Annotated in this window: 15 protein-coding genes and 1 pseudogene; 7 read left to right on the forward strand and 9 right to left on the reverse strand. The window is 39.8% G+C overall.

Features of this window, described 5'->3' with window-relative positions; genetic code table 11:
- Positions 1-52: 52 nt before the first annotated feature.
- Positions 53-1,024, reverse strand: a complete 972-nt coding sequence (cbiB, locus tag V7K53_RS16750; RefSeq protein WP_335198618.1) for an adenosylcobinamide-phosphate synthase CbiB — start codon at positions 1,022-1,024, stop codon at positions 53-55.
- 57 nt (positions 1,025-1,081) lie between these two features.
- Positions 1,082-1,522 carry an Rrf2 family transcriptional regulator gene (locus V7K53_RS16755; RefSeq protein ID WP_335198619.1) on the reverse strand — a complete coding sequence of 147 codons (441 nt, stop codon included), beginning with the start codon at positions 1,520-1,522 and terminating at the stop codon, positions 1,082-1,084.
- Between the two features lie 469 nt (positions 1,523-1,991).
- On the opposite strand from V7K53_RS16755, the gene V7K53_RS16760 reads away from it, so the two are divergent.
- The gene (locus V7K53_RS16760; RefSeq protein ID WP_104909531.1) at positions 1,992-2,405 is read left to right on the forward strand and encodes an AbrB family transcriptional regulator; all 414 of its coding nucleotides are present in this window, start codon (positions 1,992-1,994) and stop codon (positions 2,403-2,405) included.
- 155 nt (positions 2,406-2,560) lie between these two features.
- Here the strand turns inward: V7K53_RS16760 and V7K53_RS16765 are convergent, their stop codons facing one another.
- On the reverse strand, positions 2,561-4,465 hold the full coding sequence (locus V7K53_RS16765) for a chloride channel protein (protein ID WP_335198620.1): 1,905 nt from the start codon (positions 4,463-4,465) through the stop codon (positions 2,561-2,563).
- Between the two features lie 480 nt (positions 4,466-4,945).
- Between V7K53_RS16765 and V7K53_RS16770 the strand changes: the two genes are divergently transcribed.
- The 3 genes from V7K53_RS16770 to V7K53_RS16780 all read left to right on the forward strand — a co-directional run bounded on the left by V7K53_RS16770 (position 4,946) and on the right by V7K53_RS16780 (position 6,939).
- The gene (locus V7K53_RS16770; RefSeq protein ID WP_322673143.1) at positions 4,946-5,332 is read left to right on the forward strand and encodes a hypothetical protein; all 387 of its coding nucleotides are present in this window, start codon (positions 4,946-4,948) and stop codon (positions 5,330-5,332) included.
- Between the two features lie 110 nt (positions 5,333-5,442).
- A complete protein-coding gene (locus tag V7K53_RS16775; protein WP_335198621.1) occupies positions 5,443-5,583 on the forward strand; it encodes a hypothetical protein in 141 nt (46 codons plus the stop codon).
- A gap of 153 nt (positions 5,584-5,736) precedes the next feature.
- Positions 5,737-6,939 carry a pentapeptide repeat-containing protein gene (locus tag V7K53_RS16780; protein ID WP_335198622.1) on the forward strand — a complete coding sequence of 401 codons (1,203 nt, stop codon included), beginning with the start codon at positions 5,737-5,739 and terminating at the stop codon, positions 6,937-6,939.
- A gap of 162 nt (positions 6,940-7,101) precedes the next feature.
- Here the strand turns inward: V7K53_RS16780 and V7K53_RS16785 are convergent, their stop codons facing one another.
- On the reverse strand, positions 7,102-8,721 hold the full coding sequence (locus tag V7K53_RS16785) for an ArnT family glycosyltransferase (protein WP_335198623.1): 1,620 nt from the start codon (positions 8,719-8,721) through the stop codon (positions 7,102-7,104).
- A 769-nt stretch (positions 8,722-9,490) separates the two neighbouring features.
- On the opposite strand from V7K53_RS16785, the pseudogene V7K53_RS16790 reads away from it, so the two are divergent.
- Positions 9,491-9,790: pseudogene (locus V7K53_RS16790) on the forward strand (Tn3 family transposase); the annotation flags it as partial.
- A 57-nt stretch (positions 9,791-9,847) separates the two neighbouring features.
- Here the strand turns inward: V7K53_RS16790 and V7K53_RS16795 are convergent.
- Both V7K53_RS16795 and V7K53_RS16800 read right to left on the reverse strand, forming a co-directional pair.
- On the reverse strand, positions 9,848-10,396 hold the full coding sequence (locus tag V7K53_RS16795) for a type IV pilin-like G/H family protein (protein WP_335198624.1): 549 nt from the start codon (positions 10,394-10,396) through the stop codon (positions 9,848-9,850).
- Between the two features lie 195 nt (positions 10,397-10,591).
- On the reverse strand, positions 10,592-11,392 hold the full coding sequence (locus V7K53_RS16800) for an RMD1 family protein (RefSeq protein WP_335198625.1): 801 nt from the start codon (positions 11,390-11,392) through the stop codon (positions 10,592-10,594).
- A 229-nt stretch (positions 11,393-11,621) separates the two neighbouring features.
- Between V7K53_RS16800 and V7K53_RS16805 the strand changes: the two genes are divergently transcribed.
- Together V7K53_RS16805 and V7K53_RS16810 are read left to right on the forward strand one after the other, a co-directional pair.
- Complete coding sequence (locus V7K53_RS16805; RefSeq protein WP_335198626.1) at positions 11,622-13,109, forward strand: CIA30 family protein; 1,488 nt, start codon at positions 11,622-11,624, stop codon at positions 13,107-13,109.
- Positions 13,110-13,189: 80 nt separating this feature from the next.
- Positions 13,190-13,537, forward strand: a complete 348-nt coding sequence (locus tag V7K53_RS16810; RefSeq protein WP_335198627.1) for a hypothetical protein — start codon at positions 13,190-13,192, stop codon at positions 13,535-13,537.
- Between the two features lie 194 nt (positions 13,538-13,731).
- Here V7K53_RS16810 and V7K53_RS16815 read toward each other — a convergent pair whose 3' ends face one another.
- The 3 genes from V7K53_RS16815 to V7K53_RS16825 are packed head-to-tail and all read right to left on the reverse strand — an operon-like array spanning position 13,732 to position 16,603.
- Positions 13,732-15,246, reverse strand: a complete 1,515-nt coding sequence (locus V7K53_RS16815) for a GH3 family domain-containing protein (RefSeq protein WP_335198628.1) — start codon at positions 15,244-15,246, stop codon at positions 13,732-13,734.
- Entirely contained in the window at positions 15,246-15,854 is a 609-nt protein-coding gene (locus V7K53_RS16820) for an acyl transferase (protein ID WP_335198629.1), read from the reverse strand. Before V7K53_RS16820 ends, V7K53_RS16815 begins: the two co-directional genes overlap by 1 nt.
- Positions 15,854-16,603 carry a sterol desaturase family protein gene (locus V7K53_RS16825; RefSeq protein WP_335198630.1) on the reverse strand — a complete coding sequence of 250 codons (750 nt, stop codon included), beginning with the start codon at positions 16,601-16,603 and terminating at the stop codon, positions 15,854-15,856. The genes V7K53_RS16820 and V7K53_RS16825 overlap by 1 nt, the downstream gene beginning before the upstream one ends.
- Positions 16,604-16,640 lie beyond the last annotated feature (37 nt).

Below are 16,640 nucleotides of genomic sequence, written 5' to 3' on the forward strand. Positions count from 1 at the left end.
GAAATTTTTATTCTTAACTCCTAACTCCTAACTCCTAACTTTATATTTATCATTACCGATTTGGGAGCATTAAGAATATTGCGATCGCTATCCCTAACCATAGCAAAAAACAATATCGAGTCAGCTGTAAAGCATTCTGAATAGAAGTTGCAGTAATGGCATAAATAGCATCTCCTAGCAGTGGTTTGTACTTAGCTACCCCTCGATACCAATTTGTACCCCCCATCTGCACCCCTAAAAATGCAGCATAGGCGCACTCACTCCAGCCAGAATTGGGACTGGGATCGTTAATTGCATCCCGACGACAAATTTGCCAAATATGCATCGGTTTACCCGATAGCAGCGCCAGAGTCACAACTGTTAACCGACAAGGTAGCCAAGTCAAATAATCTTCTAACCGCGCACAGAACCATCCTAAATAAGTATAGGGTGCTTCCCGATAGCCCACCATTGAATCAAGGGTACTGCTGGCTTTATATGCTAAAGCTAAGGGAGTTGGCCCTACAACTGGTATAAAGACACCAACAATTGCATAAAAAAGCGGAGCCATTACCCCATCGGTGGCATTTTCTGCAACCGTTTCTAAAACGGCTCGGTAAATTTCTGCTTGTGAGAGGTTTTGGGTATCTCGACCAACGTAATTACTTAAAATCTTTCGAGCCTTCTCTAAATCTCCGACTGTTAAAGGTTGTAAAACAGCCTCCGCTGCTACTCGCAAACTTTTGCCAGCAAAACAACTAGCCAAAAGAATGCTATTTATGGCAATTCCTAAGAGTGGATGAACCCATCTGGCAATTTGAATCATCAAAAAGCCAACAAGACCGCTACCAATTATTAAGATAATACCTAGTACAATTCCAGCTAGGCGTTGTGTTAGAGAATTTTGACACAAGTGGAGAAAAAATTTGGTCAGGCGAGAAATTACCCACCCCATAACTTGCACTGGATGAGGCCAATCCCAAGGATCGCCAATTAAATAATCTAAAAATGCTGCAATTATTAAGATATAGATATTATTAGTCATAAGTCGCAAGTCTTGGGTTAAAAGTCAAGGGTCAATATTTTGACTATTGACTCTTGACTAAACCACAAAACTAGCTTCTTCTCCAAGGGAAGCTTGCCGACTCCGAGCATCGTAATAAAGGTCTGCCAGAGTAATACTGTATAAAGCTTCTTTAAGCTTTTGGTTGAGTCTCTGCCAGAGGCTAAACGTTACCCAATCTTCAGCTTGTGTTGGTGCTGGGGTGTGATGAGGTAAATGGCTAGTCTCGCCAACAGCTTCTAAAATTTCTCCTATAGATATTTGTGCAGGCTCTTTTGCCAATTGATATCCGCCGATGCTACCACGAATTGATTTAACTATTGACGCACGACGCATTTCTATTAGTAGTTTTTCGAGGTAAGGAGCTGGAATATCTTGGCGTTTTGCGATCGCTCTCACAGATGCAGGTCCATATCTTGGCTGTAAACTTAAATCTAGCAACGCCTTCACACTATAGTGTCCTCTGGTAGTTAATTTCATTTTGGCAAGCTTTGTTGTTTGTCCTTTGTCTTCGTCGGCACTGCATCTCCCTGAAAATAAATTCTGATGTCGGCTTTCAACTCTGAGACTTCTTTAGTTTGTCGTTTCTAAATAACCAATGACTAATTACCATTGACCAATGACTAAGGATCAGTTTTGCTTATCATTCTGTGACTCAGTTCTCATCCTTAAGAAATAGACAACCTCTTGAGGTTAGTTTAGAAAACTTAAAACAAATATAGTCTAGCAGTAATTCCCAAACTATATATATATAGTTATCAGCATTGCCAGCATTTTCTAAAATAGATTGTCTTGCCAATATTGGTAATGGCATAACAATTGTGCATCTGAGTGTAATATACTTGGCTAGGTTGAGATAAAAACTAAAGGATTATGTTCCTGTTAGCTCAACCTCAGCTAAAATAAAATCGATTCAAACACTTCAAACATTCATTTTCGACCTAAGTTGATGCCTAAACAGAAAAAAATTGAACCCTTACTCGGCGAAGAACTGCTCAAAAAAGTCAAAGAGCTAGAGAACGAGAGCAAAGAAGACAAAGCTAAGAAGTGCGGCTACTATACCGTTACCAAAAATGGTATAGAGCGCGTCAATATGATGAAGTTCTTAAATGCCCTAATTGATGCTGAAGGCATTCAGTTAGACAGTACACCCAGTGCTAATGGGCGTGGTGGACGTAGTGCTAGCTATAGAATTAGTGTGCAATCGAATGGTAACTTACTTATAGGTTCAGCTTATACAAAACAGATGAATCTTAAACCAGGAGATGAGTTTCTGATCACTTTAGGCAAAAAGCACATTCGTCTGAGACAGGTAGATCCAGAAGATCGTGAAGATGATGAAGCTATAGAAGCTACGGCTTAATAAATGGTCATTAGTCAATTCTCCATTGTCATTTGTCCTTTGTCCGTTGTTCTTTGTCCTTTGTGGAAAACAATGACTATAAACAGTCATTAGTCAAGTTTCCTTTGTGAAAAATAATGACTAATGACCAATGACTGATGACCAATGACTAATGACTAATGACTAATGACTATATCTGTGGTGGGTAAGACTGGTAAATAGTGGCGAAGTGCCTTGCGCGTAACTGCTAAATTACAAGTTAATGCAATTTGCTCTTTTTCTAATAAACCCAAAATGCGATCGGGTTGGTCTCGTGCTACCACTGGTAATTGATGTAAACCTCGAAGACTCATCCGATCTAAAGCCTCAGATAAAAGTTCATCTTGCCATGCATAGAGGATTTCAGTAGTACAAATGTCTATGAGGGTTTGACTGGATAAATTATCGGGAATTTCAGTTAGAGAATTTGGGTATGTTTGCCAAATAGCAAGGGCACGGTTAATATCTTCCAAAGAAAGTATACCAACTAATTGCTCTGCTTCATCAAATACTAAAGCACTACGAACGCGATCGCGGGTCATTTCTACAGCGGCATCTAATACTCCCAGAGTTGCAGGTAACTTTTTGGGACAAGGGTACATGGCATCTTCTACCAAAATTTGCTGCACAATTTCCGATTGTTCATCTTTCAATTCCGAAAGACCAATTTGTTGTAGATTAGAGTTAGAGTTAAAAGTTGGTTTAATCCTTTCTACTAACCAAACACTCAAACCGACAGCTGCCATCAACGGTAAAACAATTCGATAGTCACGCGTTAATTCAAACAGCATTAAAATAGCCGTTAACGGCGCTCTTACACTAGCAGCCAGCACTGCTGCCATTCCCACCATTGCGTAAGCTGGGGGAGCCGCCATTTGATCGCAAATTGTCGGGAATGCTACAGCCAACATTTTGGCGTAAGCCGATCCAAAAGAAGCACCTAAAAACATTGCTGGTGCAAACAAACCACCGATGAAACCACTTCCTGCACTAATTGCGGTCATCAATAACTTCACCACCAACAACACCACCAATAAGTAGAGTGGAAACTCCACATCTTGAAGCATTGCTTCTACAGTTTCGTAACCTACGCCCAGAATTTGCGGAAATTGCAAAGCAACGGCGCCAATAATTGCACCGCCAATAATTGGATGAATCGGCTCAGGAATTCGTCCTAAAAGGGCAAAACCTGGAACTTTCCCAGCAAAGCAAGCTTTTGCTAAACGAATTGATTGAGTATAAGCCAGAGAAACGAGGCTGGCCCCTAAACCCAAGCCAAGGTAAAGAGGTAACTCCAAAGGACTGCGAACCTGGTAAACAGGTAAATCAAAAGCAGGTTGGGCCCCTAAACCAATTTGGGCAATTAATGCTGCTACCACCGCTGCTAACAGCACCACACTCACAGCAGAAGTAGCGAAAGATGTCGCTCCCATCACTACCTCCAGAGCAAAAAATACTCCAGCTATGGGAGCATTAAATCCCGCCGCCAGTCCCGCAGCCGCGCCAGCACTTAACAGCAAGCGTTGTCGTTCTTGAGATACATTGAGAATTACAGAGAACAACATCCCAAAATTTGCGCCAATTTCGACACTCGGTCCCTCTGGCCCCAAAGAAGCACCGCTCCCCAAAGAAACAGATGCGGCCAGCATTTTGCTAACTGGTCTTAGTGGTCGCCTAATCTCTGTTCCCTGAGAGGCGGCGATGAGAGATGAAAGACCAGGGCCAAAGTCTTGAGTGCGCCAGCGCATCAAGCCAACAATTAATCCGCCAAGGGTGGGAACGCAGGCTAAAGTCCAAGCACCCCAGGCCCCAATTTGACCCATTAAATTTTCCAGCATCAGCTGGTGAACCAATTGGATTAAATAGTGAAAGGTGACTACACCCATACCAGTACCACCGCCAATGAGCATGGCTAAAAACAGCACCACTGTTTCTGGGGATGGTTGAAAACGATTAATTAGGTGAGCTAAACGAGCGGAAGGTGTAGGAAAGGCAGGTTGTTCCGTTACCTTCCTCAGTTGAGTGGGAGGCAAGAGAGTCATTGAGAGGCGGGGTAAATGTAAGAAAAAATTTAAATTTTTATCTGTTACTTATCATTGTGAGCCATTATTTAGCAACCGGACAAGTAGACTTTATTTGCTTAACTTACAAAGCTTTAGCTAAAAATGTTATTGTGCAAAATTTGTGTGGGGAGAATGGTTAAATGAGAGACAATTATTATTTAAGGGTCAGCGATGCCTAAGTTGAGCGTAGCTGCGGCTAGTGGGGTGCGAGTGGGCACCAACACTATTTTTTCTAGAGACAACAAAGTTTTTTGGCTGGGTGGAAGTACCCGTAAACATTAAGCATGAGTCATCCTTGTTTAAATCTAGCTATACTCGTGTTGCGACTATTGAGGCATCCTTGGTAGTAATAGAATGTATGTATGATTGATGCCTGATATCAGATCGTACATTGATTGACCCCAATTCAATATAGCTATTTGTTATAGAGCGAGTAAGTGGACTAGGCGGACGAGGTAAATGAATATACACACTTTTGATAATCATTATGTTACTTGCCCAATTTGCCAAAGAAATGCTACGCCTAAACCAGTTAAAACACGCATGGGCTTGTTTTGCTGTCCCTATTGCCAGGAAAGGCTAGTAGTTTGCCAAAGTGGTCATTATGTCCGCGATCCGTTTACTTGGAGACAATTGATGATGTCTTCGTCGCTACGTCGTCAAAGCCGACCTTTAGCGAGGATTCTCAGAGATTTTATCCTACTCAAGCGTCCGATGGTAGCCTTGGCTGTAGGTAGTGCGATTTTCTTTGGTGCGATCGCTTTGACCCAAGAAAAGACAAGTTACGATCGCCAAATTCTTCCCACAACAGAGAAAGTTAATGAACCAGGAAACAAATCTCAGTAAATCGATTACTTTGGTATAAATCAAATTCTACTTTGATTTTTGTAATATTATAACTAAATACTCTGATAAAACCGTGTCTTATTACCCCAAATAGAACGCGGTTTTATATTATGTCCGCTTCAAGAGCGATCGCCCACCAGACATCTAATGAAATTTTGGCTATAGAAAAGAAAACTTATAGCCAAAATTTTGATTGGGAATCCATTTTTATAATTATTAAAATCATTGTAAAGTTTTATGGCAAGAATTAGAAAATTTGAGTTTTTAACTGTTCTTTATGAAATCCTAGTATAGGAATTTGAATATTCGATCGATACGATTAATGAAATCGATTGTATCTATAAATTATCAAAATCTATACCAAAAAAACTAAACTATTTATTTTCTACATATCATAGAAAAATATGTCTTTAAACGTTGCAATCTTAGAGCAAAGTTTTGAAAAAGTAAAACCTTACGCTAATGAATTTGCAGCCAGCTTCTATGATAATTTGTTTAAAGCTCACCCAGAGGTGAAACCGCTGTTTACCAAGACTGATATGGTGAATCAACAGAAAAAGCTGTTAAATTCTCTGGTTTTGGTAGTAGAAAATTTCCGCAACCCAGAAACTTTAGGGTCAGTTCTCAACGCTCTAGGAGGTAGACACGTCGGCTATGGAGCCATTCCCAAATATTATGGCCCAATTGGGGAAACACTACTGGTGACACTTGAGCAATATCTCCAAGAAGATTGGACTCCTGAAGTCAAAAAAGCTTGGCGAGATGCTTATAGAGCAATTACTGCGTTGATGTTAAAAGGTGCAGGGGAAGAATCTTCATCTAAAGCTGTTCAAGCTGAGAAAAAACTTGTAACTTTAGCGAGGAAACTTATTGACGCTTTCTGGATAGCGCCAACATGGTTAGTCGCCATAGTTTCGGTAGTTATCTTTACGGTAATTCTTTTAATTGTCGATGACAACTCTTTACTAGCAGAGGTTTTGGGTGCTGCTGACACTATCAGTTTGATGGTGGCACTAGTTCTATTCATTAAGGAAGCTCCAGATCGTAGAAAACAATTTCATTATCAAGCTTGGAGTACGGTTGATGCAGCACACAATGTTAAAGTTAGTTATGCCAGAATTTTGGCACTGCAAGATTTGAATGAGGATGGTGTTTCTCTGAAAGGTTTGGATGCTCCTGGTGCGGAGTTAGTAGACATTAATCTCTCCCATGCCAATCTTAGTAAAGCCAATTTGATGGCAAGTGACTTGAGCAATGCTAATTTGAGCTATGCCAATTTAGATAATGCTAATCTCAGCCAGACTAAACTTAGTGGTGCAAATTTAAGTTATACAAAACTGGGTTTTGCTTGTTTAAGCCAGGCTAATCTTAATAGTGCCAATCTCAGAAGTGCTAATTTAATTTGTGCAGATTTGAGCCATGCAAACCTGAGTGGTGCAGATTTGAGAGATGCTAGTTTGAGTGGTGCTAACCTGGAAGGAGCTTACCTAACTGGTGCTAATCTCAAAAATGCTAAAGTGAGCGATTATGAATTGAGCAGTGCCTTCACCGAAGGTGCGATTATGCCTGATGGCTCAAAATATAAATCATCAGTTAGCGATCGCTAAAGTTATGATTGACTCGCTATCTTAACAACTTATAAAACTCTCAGGCATTTACTTTAAACATTTATACCTAAAAATTATCATTACCTTTTGGGCAACGATCTGATTTTTTCTTGATAAGGGGACAAGGGGACAAGGAAAATAACCATGCCCAATGCCCCATATTTACAGCCGATTAGTATCTTTTGTGACTAATTTCCAACCTTCAGCTTGGTCAATTAGCTTCATCGACTCTAGTTCAAGATTGTTGAAATCAGATACATTAAGCAGGAAGTAGGGTTGGCCGTTGTAGTGCCAATAATATTCCAGTTCGCCAACAGAAGCGGGAATGATGGTGCGATCGCTATAGTAATCCAACGAGGGACGATGGTAGGGAAAAGATGTGTAAATCTTCCTTGTCGCTGGATTTGCCCGCACAATCATGGCGGCGACCGGTTTAACTGGATAGGCTTCAGATAATTCCCAAACCCAGTAGTTAGATTTCATTAACAGCAGCAGCGAAATATAACTTCCCCAAAACAAAATCTTCAGAAATTGTCCGTCGCCTCGTTCTGCCAAAATAGCTGCTAAGGTCATAGTTAAAGCTACGGCGGCAAAAATCAGTTGTAAGTCTGTTTTTGGTGTTGTACCCGAACTGAAATAAATACTACCAGCAGAAGCAGCCACAGCAAGTATTGCCAAACCAGCAACCCAAGCGCGGGGATAAGATGAGAGTAAAGGCGAATTTTCCGTATCTGATAACTGGATACCAAAAGCTAAAGCTAAACTAGGGTAAATCGGGAATAGATACCAGGGAACTTTGGTAATCATGAAGGAAATTACCAGTAGATAAACCCCACTCCACGCCATTACTAGTTTTGCCCAGCTAAGGTTGCGATTTTCCCAGGTTAAGCGGACAGTTTGTGGTAAGAACAATAACCACGGCCATGTGTATTTGAGAAGTTCAATCACATAGTACCAAGGTGGTTCAGAATTACCTTCTACAACTGAGCCAATTCGGCCTAGTGATGGGTTGGCAATACCAATTTGGGCGAAAGTATAACCATAGCGAATTAGTTGGGCACCATACCAACCAGCTACAGGTAGAATGCCAATTAAGATTGCGATCCAGAGATAATAACAAGTGAGCAATCTTGGCGTATCCCAAAACAGAAATACAATTGCGATCGCACCGAGTAATACACCTAACAATCCTTGAGTTAAACAAATAAACCCAAAGCTAATGCCAACACCAAGACAATAGCGTAAATCTCGGCGCGATCGCAACACGCACAACATCATCACCATCAAAAAACTTACCATCGCCCCATCCAACATTGCCAGCCGCCCATGACGCACCACAGGTAGCATTGTTAGATAAATCAAGGCGCTATAAATAGCCGCCCAACGTTGGCGAAATATCTCTTGAGCAATGCAATACAGTAAAGGTACAGATGTTGCTGTTAAAATTGCTCCAGGTAGGCGCGTTGTCAACTCATTTTCGCCTCCTAGAGAATAAGCCCAAGCTATTAGCAAATGCATCAAAGGCGGCTTGTCATGATATGGTTCGCCTCCTAACGTTGGGTAAAGCCAAGGCATTGAGCCTGATGGGGCGTGCCAAATTTCACGAGCAACCTGTGCCACAGTACCTTCATCCCAATCTCGCAGCGGCAACCCTCCCAGATTGATGCTAAATAGTAATACTGCTGCCAACAGCAATACTATTAGCCATACCCAATCAATCCATTTGCCAACCGTGCGATGCTGTTTTTCCAGATGACTCCAAATAAAGCTTCCTTCTTGCATATTCTCTGGTAATCATTTTACTTGCTGGTTTGATTACATAGAGACATCTAGCGAATCTCCCATGTTGCCACCCAGTAACAACGTATGTTCTTAACAATTGCTAGTTTCCAAGATTAACTCAAATTTTTATAATTAGCGCTATTTTTTGAAAAATTTATATTGGTTATTTAAATCACATTTCAGCTAATAAATGACAAAAATAATACAAGCGATCAATTATTTATTACCTGTTAGATAGTCCGTAAATAAACTTATGTTTTCTTTTTAAAGTGACGCTTAGTTTAATTTTTATCTGGCTAAGTCCAGAGTTTTTGTAACTGATTGCTACACTAATTAAATAATATCCTGAATACTTAAAACATTTGCAATTTTTTTAATAGTATTTTTACGAAAAAATATTTATTTTTTAACAAGTATTTAGGCATAAATAAATTTAAAGTTTGTCGTAAGGAATTTAGTCCTGATAATTATTGTTATGAGCGAGAAATTGCTTCCTAAAAACTAGGAGTTTATTTTATATTTAATTATGTCTACTTACTTCAATTAAATTCAATAATTATTCAAATAAACCTGTCTAAATAAACTGAGTTCGCTTTTTGAATTTTAATTAAGCAACTCTTGAATTTAGATATCTATGAGAGGCTATTTATAAAGTAAATCTAAAACCCAGGAGAAAGGAGTTATGATAACGATAAAATACTTTATATGCAGTGTATTTACATAGATAATCGGTATGGCGCGAAAGTTTTACCCCACAGATTTAACTAATAACGTGGTGGAAAACTGGAATAGTGCTAACAGTTTTATTTTTTACGGCAAGGGTGGGGAGATTGCTACTAATCGTTTGTCCGACCAAGAATTAGCTGTTTTATCTCTGCATTTACTACAGATATCTTTAGTATATATAAATACGTTTATGATTCAGCAGGTTTTGTCCCAACCCCAATGGATGAAGTTGATGAAGTTGGAGGATTTGCGGGCGCTTTCGCCTTTAATTTGGGGTCACGTTAATCCCTATGGTACTTTTCGTTTGGATCTCAATGTCAGGCTGCCAATTGAGACAGGGTGAATGTGTATAAGAATACTAGTGTTTGTCTGGCTGAAAATATTATAGCCTGAAAGCCATTCATCGCAATAGTTTCAGGCTATCTTGCACGTTGATAGTTTTAAAACCGATAGGGCAGCTAAACTTATCTTGTTTGAAAACAGGTTTGGGAGGTTCATCTAAAGTCTGTTTTTCGGAACGGCACATTATTGAAACAGTAGTTTTGTTTTTTGTATCGGAAGCAACTGCACCTACAAGGCTGTTAAAACCCTTTTTTGTCAGACCTAATTTCAATAAATCAGTTGGTAGCTCTTTTATAGGCGTTGCATATATAAATGACTTATTCTTACCCATTTCTACAGAATATCGATAGTAGGTTGTAGCTGCTGGTGCATCTCCATCTCCAAGCTCTAATAAACTATACGATTGAGCAAAAACTGATTTTTCAGAAAAATATGCTTGTTGTGCCCTGATAAAACTTCCAATTGTATTTTTACTGCTATTGCTACAGCCACAGCTTGGTGGAACTTGAATAAAAATAGTTAAAATCCCAAATGGTAATCCTCCAAGTCCAACAAGTAACAAGATTCTTTTAAAGTTAATTTTGGTACGGTGATTTTGTTTAGTCATATCTGATATATACGACTTGAGAAGGAGTTTATACTTCAACTTAGTATTATCAAGTAAGGCGATCGCTGCTTTTTTCTACCTAGTTTCAGTTCGTAGCCGAACTCTCAATTCATTAATAGTGTCGCTCTGAGGAGCGATTTTTACCACTGAATTTTGAGTAGTTGCGATCGCTCCCTCACAACCGCAAATTTAGCATTAGCCTTTGAAAAGGATGTCATAAAGTGACAGTAAAACCTCTACCACAATCAAAATCACCACATACCACTCTACTCGCTGACTACTGCTATGCTGCATGAACTCCAGCACCGTTTGGGCGGTTTGGGCAATTAGCTCTAGTTTACGTTCCAGGGCATGATGACGCTCACGGATTTCGTATTCATCTTCCAAGCGCAGATATAAGTTTTCTAGCTGTGGAGATTCCCAGAGTAACTCCGGCTTATCGATAATCTCAACTTGACCTACAATCTTATGTTGAACTAATAGGGTAGTCCCTAGTTGACGCAGTAATTCTCGGCTTTGTTGTCTACTCCTGTTTTCACGCTGAAGACTAGCTGCAAACGGTTCAATTTGATCGAATACAGTCGCTAGGCTGGTTTCATAGTGAGACAGTACAACACTTTTGGCGAGAATATCAGCCACTATTTGCAAGCGTTCTATACTCAATTCATGCAGTAAAATTTTTCCTTCTTTAGCTCGTTCACTCTCACCAATACTGAGATGCACTTCCACCTCTTCTGTTTCCGGGTCGGCAAAAGAGCCGCTAATTTGAGAGGATAGTTTGGTCAAAAAGGCTACCTTTTCTACAGGCTCAAGATTAAACAGGACAACTGCACCATAGCCCAAGAGTACTGCGTAGCCTTCTTCACCGACTTTAACCAATACTGGCATACTCGCCAAGCAAACGTAATTCTCCAGCGTCTGTAAATTAATACCTTTACCAAGGAATAGGGCCTGCGCTCTAAATCTATCTTTGTCATTAAAAAGGAGTTTTTGCATTGTTGCTCGGAAGCTATATTCTGCCTGCTTTACTGCTCTGGTAGCGATAGTAATTTATGCCTGTTGTCAGAAATAACTACAATCTCAGCTTACCATTTCGTCTTTCCCCTACACCCCATACCCTGTTTTAGATACTCTTGCGCCCTGAATAAATTACAGCGCTTTTCAAGTAATTGAACGACACTCCCTCCAAAATTGTTAGAGTAAATAAAGTTATGAGGACGCAAATATGACTGACAAAAATCGTTCTCAATGGGACTTAGGCAGGTTTATCGAAACCCTGACTTACTTTGAGGTAATTCCTTTCCTTAACTGGGTACAGCAATTAATCCAAGGTCGTCCTAAGGATAATCAATATAGACCCAATGGAGGAGGAAATGTGGGTGTAATATTAGTAGCAGGTGCAACAGGTGGTGTCGGTAAACGAGTTGTGCAGCGATCGCTCCAACAAGGTTATAAAGTTCGCGCCCTAGTTCGAGATATTGACAAAGCGCGGTCAATTCTTGGTAATGATATCGATTTAGTAGTTGCGGATATCACGCAACCAGAAACTTTAACTCCTTTAGTTATGGCTGATATCCAAGCTGTAATTTGTTGCACGGCAGTACGTGTACAACCAGTTGAGGGAGATACAGCAGACAGAGCCAAATATTATCAAGGTGTTAAATTTTACCAGCCAGAAATTGTTGGTGACACTCCTGAAAATGTAGAATATCAAGGAGTCAAAAACTTAGTCGAAGCGGCGGCAAAATATTTACCCCAAGCAAACGAAAAACTAATATTTGATTTCACCAAACCATCAGCAGAATTAAAGGATAACTGGGGAGCGCTGGATGATGTCGTCATGGGTGGCGTGAGTGCCAGTAATATCCAATTAGTAGAAAATACAGCTTTATTTGCGGGTAATGTCTCCACGGCTAACTCTGGCGGATTTGCTTCTGTCAGAACGAAGAATTTTGATCCACCCTTCAACCTATCTGGTTATGAAGGAGTGAAATTGCGCGTTAAAGGTGACGGTCAGCGTTATAAAATCTTTCTACGGACAGATACAACATGGGATGGTATTGGCTATAGCTATTCTTTTGACACCGTAGCTAATACCTGGATAGATGTTCATATTCCCTTCGCAGATTTGATTCCCGTCTTTCGGGCAAAAACTGTCAAAGATGCACCGCCAATTGAGCAAAGTAGAATTTGTTCATTCCAACTGATGTTGAGCAAATTTGAACATGATGGCGCTTTAAATACCAAATTTTCTCCAGGTAGTTTTACTTTCCAGCTGGAATCAATTAAAGCTTATGGCGGGACAATTTTATCACAATTTATTCTCGTCAGTTCAGCAGGTGTGACTCGTCCCGGTCGCCCTGGCATTAATTTAGATGAAGAACCGCCAGCAGTGAAATTAAACGATCAATTGGGAGGAATTTTAACTTGGAAGTTGAAGGGAGAAGATAGTTTAAGAGAAAGCGGAATTCCTTATACAATTATTAGACCTTGTGCCTTAACTGAAGAGGCCGGGGGTAAGGAATTAATATTTGAGCAAGGTGACAATATTAGAGGCAAAATCAGCCGCGAGGATGTGGCAGAACTTTGCGTGCAAGCGCTAAAACTAAGAAAAGCGTCTAACGTCACATTTGAGGTTAAACAGGGAGAAAATACTGTCAACTCTATCGATTGGCAGAGTTTATTTTCTAACTTACAACCAGACGAAAGATAAAATATTTACAGATTTTTAGTCTGTAAATTATCTTAAGCAAGTCTGGTTAGATAGACTGTTCTAACAAGTCAGCTATTGGTATGAAAAAAATCAAGGTGCTAGTAATCGCCGGGATTTTAGTAACAATTATCTGGGGCAGTTTTTTTTCTAAAACTGCCTCGTCGCAGCAAGTAGAGTCCCGCATCTACAATCTGGAAGCGGATTTGAATCGTGTTGAATCGCGGTTAAATCAGTTAGAGTCTCAGCTAGGTAAAACTCGGCAGTCTCCATCCTCAAGAACAACACTTACCCCACGACAATCAACTCGTTCTAGAGGTAACTTATCACAGCAAGATCCGATGTTTGATCGGCTTGCAACTTTGGTGATTGAATTGAAGCAACAAGTTAATAAATTAGAGCAGCGAGTTGCTAAATTAGAATCACGCTAAATATTTAATCAAATTTCAAAAGGGTAGTACCGCAAGGCGGAATTAAAAATTAAAAATTAAAAATGAACACATTAAGGCGAGAGACGCCATGAATCGCCGTCTCTACAATAATCAGTTTTTCGTCTTGACGGCGATTTGTCGCATATTTGCGAGCTAGAATTTTCATCAAAAAACCTTAACCAAACCGTATTGAGCTATTTTTGGACAATTTTCACCTGCAATTCTTGTAAAAGTTCAGTGCTAATAGGTGATTTTGCCAGAATTGGATGTTTAATACCTCCCCAGACACTTCCAGTACGGATACGATGGGAAACTAATATTTCAGGAATTTGACTAGAAATTAAAACCTGTGGTGGTGCGAGTTGACCGAGCGATCGCGCTCTTTTGTAATGATATGATTCTGATAGAGCCAGATCCAGCTGTTCGGCAATAATTTCTGGGGTTTGTGTTGCCGAATCTAATAATAGAATATAGTGTGGAGGATCGGCAATCGGCATCAAAGTTTTAAAATTAGTTTCTTGCAAGTTCAGCAGAGTCAGAGCATTATTTACAAAGGTTTCTTGCAACTTTTCTCCCACCAAATCGCTAACGGCTTGATGTCGTCCGAGAAACTCTAAACAGGGAGTGTGGCGATAGTAATGAGTTACCCGGATGCGATCGCCAATTCGATAACGATATAAACCCCCTTTTTGGGATAAAATAATCGTGTATTCCTTGCCAATGTTGAGTTCATGTAAACCATATAGGGAACCAGTCTCATCCTCAAACTCAAAAAACACTTCATCAAGAACCGGCACACATCCCCCAGCGATAATCAACGGAATCGTTATTGGGGCTTCGGTTGCTAGGAGTCCTTTACCTTGAATTAATACACCTGGAAATTTTAATCTTAATCCTTGAGCTTGATCTGCTGCATTGGCGCTATCCCAGCAAGAAATCAGCTTCAAATGTGGCCAGAGTTGCATCCAGGGAATATTACTTTCGCTAAGGAGTTTTAGGCGATTATGTGAAATCCGGTTGTGTAATTCTCCTCGCAATAAATCCTGATTTTCTTGAATATATTTTAAATGTACTTGTAGAAAACTAGGACTCCAGATAGAGATAATTTCTAGTTTTTCAGCCTCTAATAATGCCAAAGCCAGTTGATGTTTAAACAAGTTCGCATCATGCAGACGATTAAGTTTGTTTGGCATCACCAACCAAGGACGCAAAAACCAACGCAACCACCCATCTAAGTAATCTAAATCATCCTGTAAAGCTTGGCTATCCGCTACATTTAATTGCGGCGAGATACAAGCATAAATCTTGCCTGTAGAAAATTTCGGGCCATTTACAATCAAATCATGCGCCCAGACGCAAAACATCTGATTAAACGATCGCCGCAAAGATTGAGTATAAGGAATCCATTTTACCGCTCCACTGCTACCAGAGGTTTTTTCGTAGAACAAAATGGGTTCTGGTGCGAGGGAAATTTGCTGCTGTTTTTGATTTAACCAGGGTTCGAGTGCATCATAATCTACAATTGGCACATGCTGCCAATTGTTTACAGAATGAATTCCCAAAGTTTTACCATACTCACTTTTGATTAGGCGATCGCAAATCTCCTTCTGTACAGATGTCTGCATTAACTCTGGGTTATCCAAAGCTTGATGAAATCGCCTCGCAGTTGGCGCGAGGATTTGCCCAAAAAGCTGAATAATCGGACGCATTATTGCACCTTTTGATTAGGATAAAGATTGGTGGCTGCTGGTAAATAAGAACCATCATCAATGACTACACCAGCAGCAAGATTAGATCCAGCTCCCACAAAAACATTGCTGCCAACCTTGACTTTTTTGACATACAACATTAAATTTTGCTTGCGGGGTTTAATGATGTGAGAATAGATACCTACACCATGCCCGATAACGACGCGATCGCCAATTTCTAATAAACTGCGATCGGCAATCTCCAATCTTGTTGTCCAGTATACATCTCGCCCCACTTTAGCACCCCACAATCGCAACCAACAGGAAAACACCCCCGGAATCAGTCGCAGCACTGCTTCTAACACCGGAATTGCAATATAAATTACTTGGATTTGATGACTACCCCACCAGGGACTATATTCTTTACCTTGTAGATAACTAATACCCTCGCGCACAGGATAAATCCATTCATGCAAGCGGTAAACTAGCACTGGTAGCCCATAAATAGAAAGGAACACCGCCAGAATACTGAAGATGTTGGGTGAATAAGCAAGGTAGATTATTGCTGCCCCAGTTAGCAATAATATAAAGGTGGGAAAAAAGGAAATAATTTTACTTATAACTGTCATTAAAATGGGAATAAAAGTTTTTGAAACAAATTTAATGAGCTAGAAATTCCGATTATAGATGGCAAGTTTTTGCTTTCATAATATGTTCCATATAACTTATCCCAAATTTTCAGATTAGCTCCATAGTTATAATTGTGGACTTCACAGCAATGATGCCAAGCATGATCCTGTGGTAAGATTAGCCAAGAAGATAAAAATTGATAAAACCAGCTACTTTCAGGAATTATCAAGCGGCTATGTCGCCATAAATCTAACGCAGAAGTTAGACTTACTCCAAGTAAATAACCTGTGGGATCGGCTAACAGATACAAAAATAAAGTGTGTATCCATAAATAAATAATTAACAAACTCGTCCAAAGTGTGTTCCGAGAAGTTCCTAATACATCCATCTGAGTAACAGTATGATGGACTTGATGAACTTTCCACAAAGGTTTAGTATGTAATAAACGATGATTCCAATAATATAAATAATCAACCACAACAAAACTGATCGTAAAAGCCGGAATTAATGATACTTTTAAATATCCTTGTTGAGTGGGTAGTAAATATTGATAAAGCCAATAAACTAAAGTCGCTTGTAGTAAGGGAATCAAAATTCCTTGAATCGTTAATCCTGTACCATCTATTAGCCAATCTTCACGACTTTTCACTTTAAGTTGAGTTCGTCCAACCTGATTGGTAATAGTCCAACCAACTAATCCGATAAAAGAGCCAAAAATTAGTAGTTGTGAAAAGTTTTGTATTTCCAATTTTGATTGCTCACACTGATTTTAATTAATTACGAAT

Source organism: Nostoc sp. (assembly GCF_036917355.1).
Lineage (GTDB): Bacteria > Cyanobacteriota > Cyanobacteriia > Cyanobacteriales > Nostocaceae > Nostoc.

Bases quoted from the DNA above. Each gene is read 5' to 3' on its own strand.
- cbiB (WP_335198618.1), bottom strand. From the start codon at position 1,024: ATGACTAATAATATCTATATCTTAATAATTGCAGCATTTTTAGATTAT.
- V7K53_RS16765 (WP_335198620.1), bottom strand. From the start codon at position 4,465: ATGACTCTCTTGCCTCCCACTCAACTGAGGAAGGTAACGGAACAACCT.
- V7K53_RS16800 (WP_335198625.1), bottom strand. From the start codon at position 11,392: ATGCAAAAACTCCTTTTTAATGACAAAGATAGATTTAGAGCGCAGGCC.
- V7K53_RS16815 (WP_335198628.1), bottom strand. From the start codon at position 15,246: ATGCGTCCGATTATTCAGCTTTTTGGGCAAATCCTCGCGCCAACTGCG.
- V7K53_RS16805 (WP_335198626.1), top strand. From the start codon at position 11,622: ATGACTGACAAAAATCGTTCTCAATGGGACTTAGGCAGGTTTATCGAA.
- V7K53_RS16755 (WP_335198619.1), bottom strand. From the start codon at position 1,522: ATGAAATTAACTACCAGAGGACACTATAGTGTGAAGGCGTTGCTAGAT.
- V7K53_RS16780 (WP_335198622.1), top strand. From the start codon at position 5,737: ATGTCTTTAAACGTTGCAATCTTAGAGCAAAGTTTTGAAAAAGTAAAA.
- V7K53_RS16770 (WP_322673143.1), top strand. From the start codon at position 4,946: ATGAATATACACACTTTTGATAATCATTATGTTACTTGCCCAATTTGC.
- V7K53_RS16775 (WP_335198621.1), top strand. From the start codon at position 5,443: ATGTCCGCTTCAAGAGCGATCGCCCACCAGACATCTAATGAAATTTTG.
- V7K53_RS16785 (WP_335198623.1), bottom strand. From the start codon at position 8,721: ATGCAAGAAGGAAGCTTTATTTGGAGTCATCTGGAAAAACAGCATCGC.
- V7K53_RS16810 (WP_335198627.1), top strand. From the start codon at position 13,190: ATGAAAAAAATCAAGGTGCTAGTAATCGCCGGGATTTTAGTAACAATT.
- V7K53_RS16795 (WP_335198624.1), bottom strand. From the start codon at position 10,396: ATGACTAAACAAAATCACCGTACCAAAATTAACTTTAAAAGAATCTTG.
- V7K53_RS16760 (WP_104909531.1), top strand. From the start codon at position 1,992: ATGCCTAAACAGAAAAAAATTGAACCCTTACTCGGCGAAGAACTGCTC.
- V7K53_RS16820 (WP_335198629.1), bottom strand. From the start codon at position 15,854: ATGACAGTTATAAGTAAAATTATTTCCTTTTTTCCCACCTTTATATTA.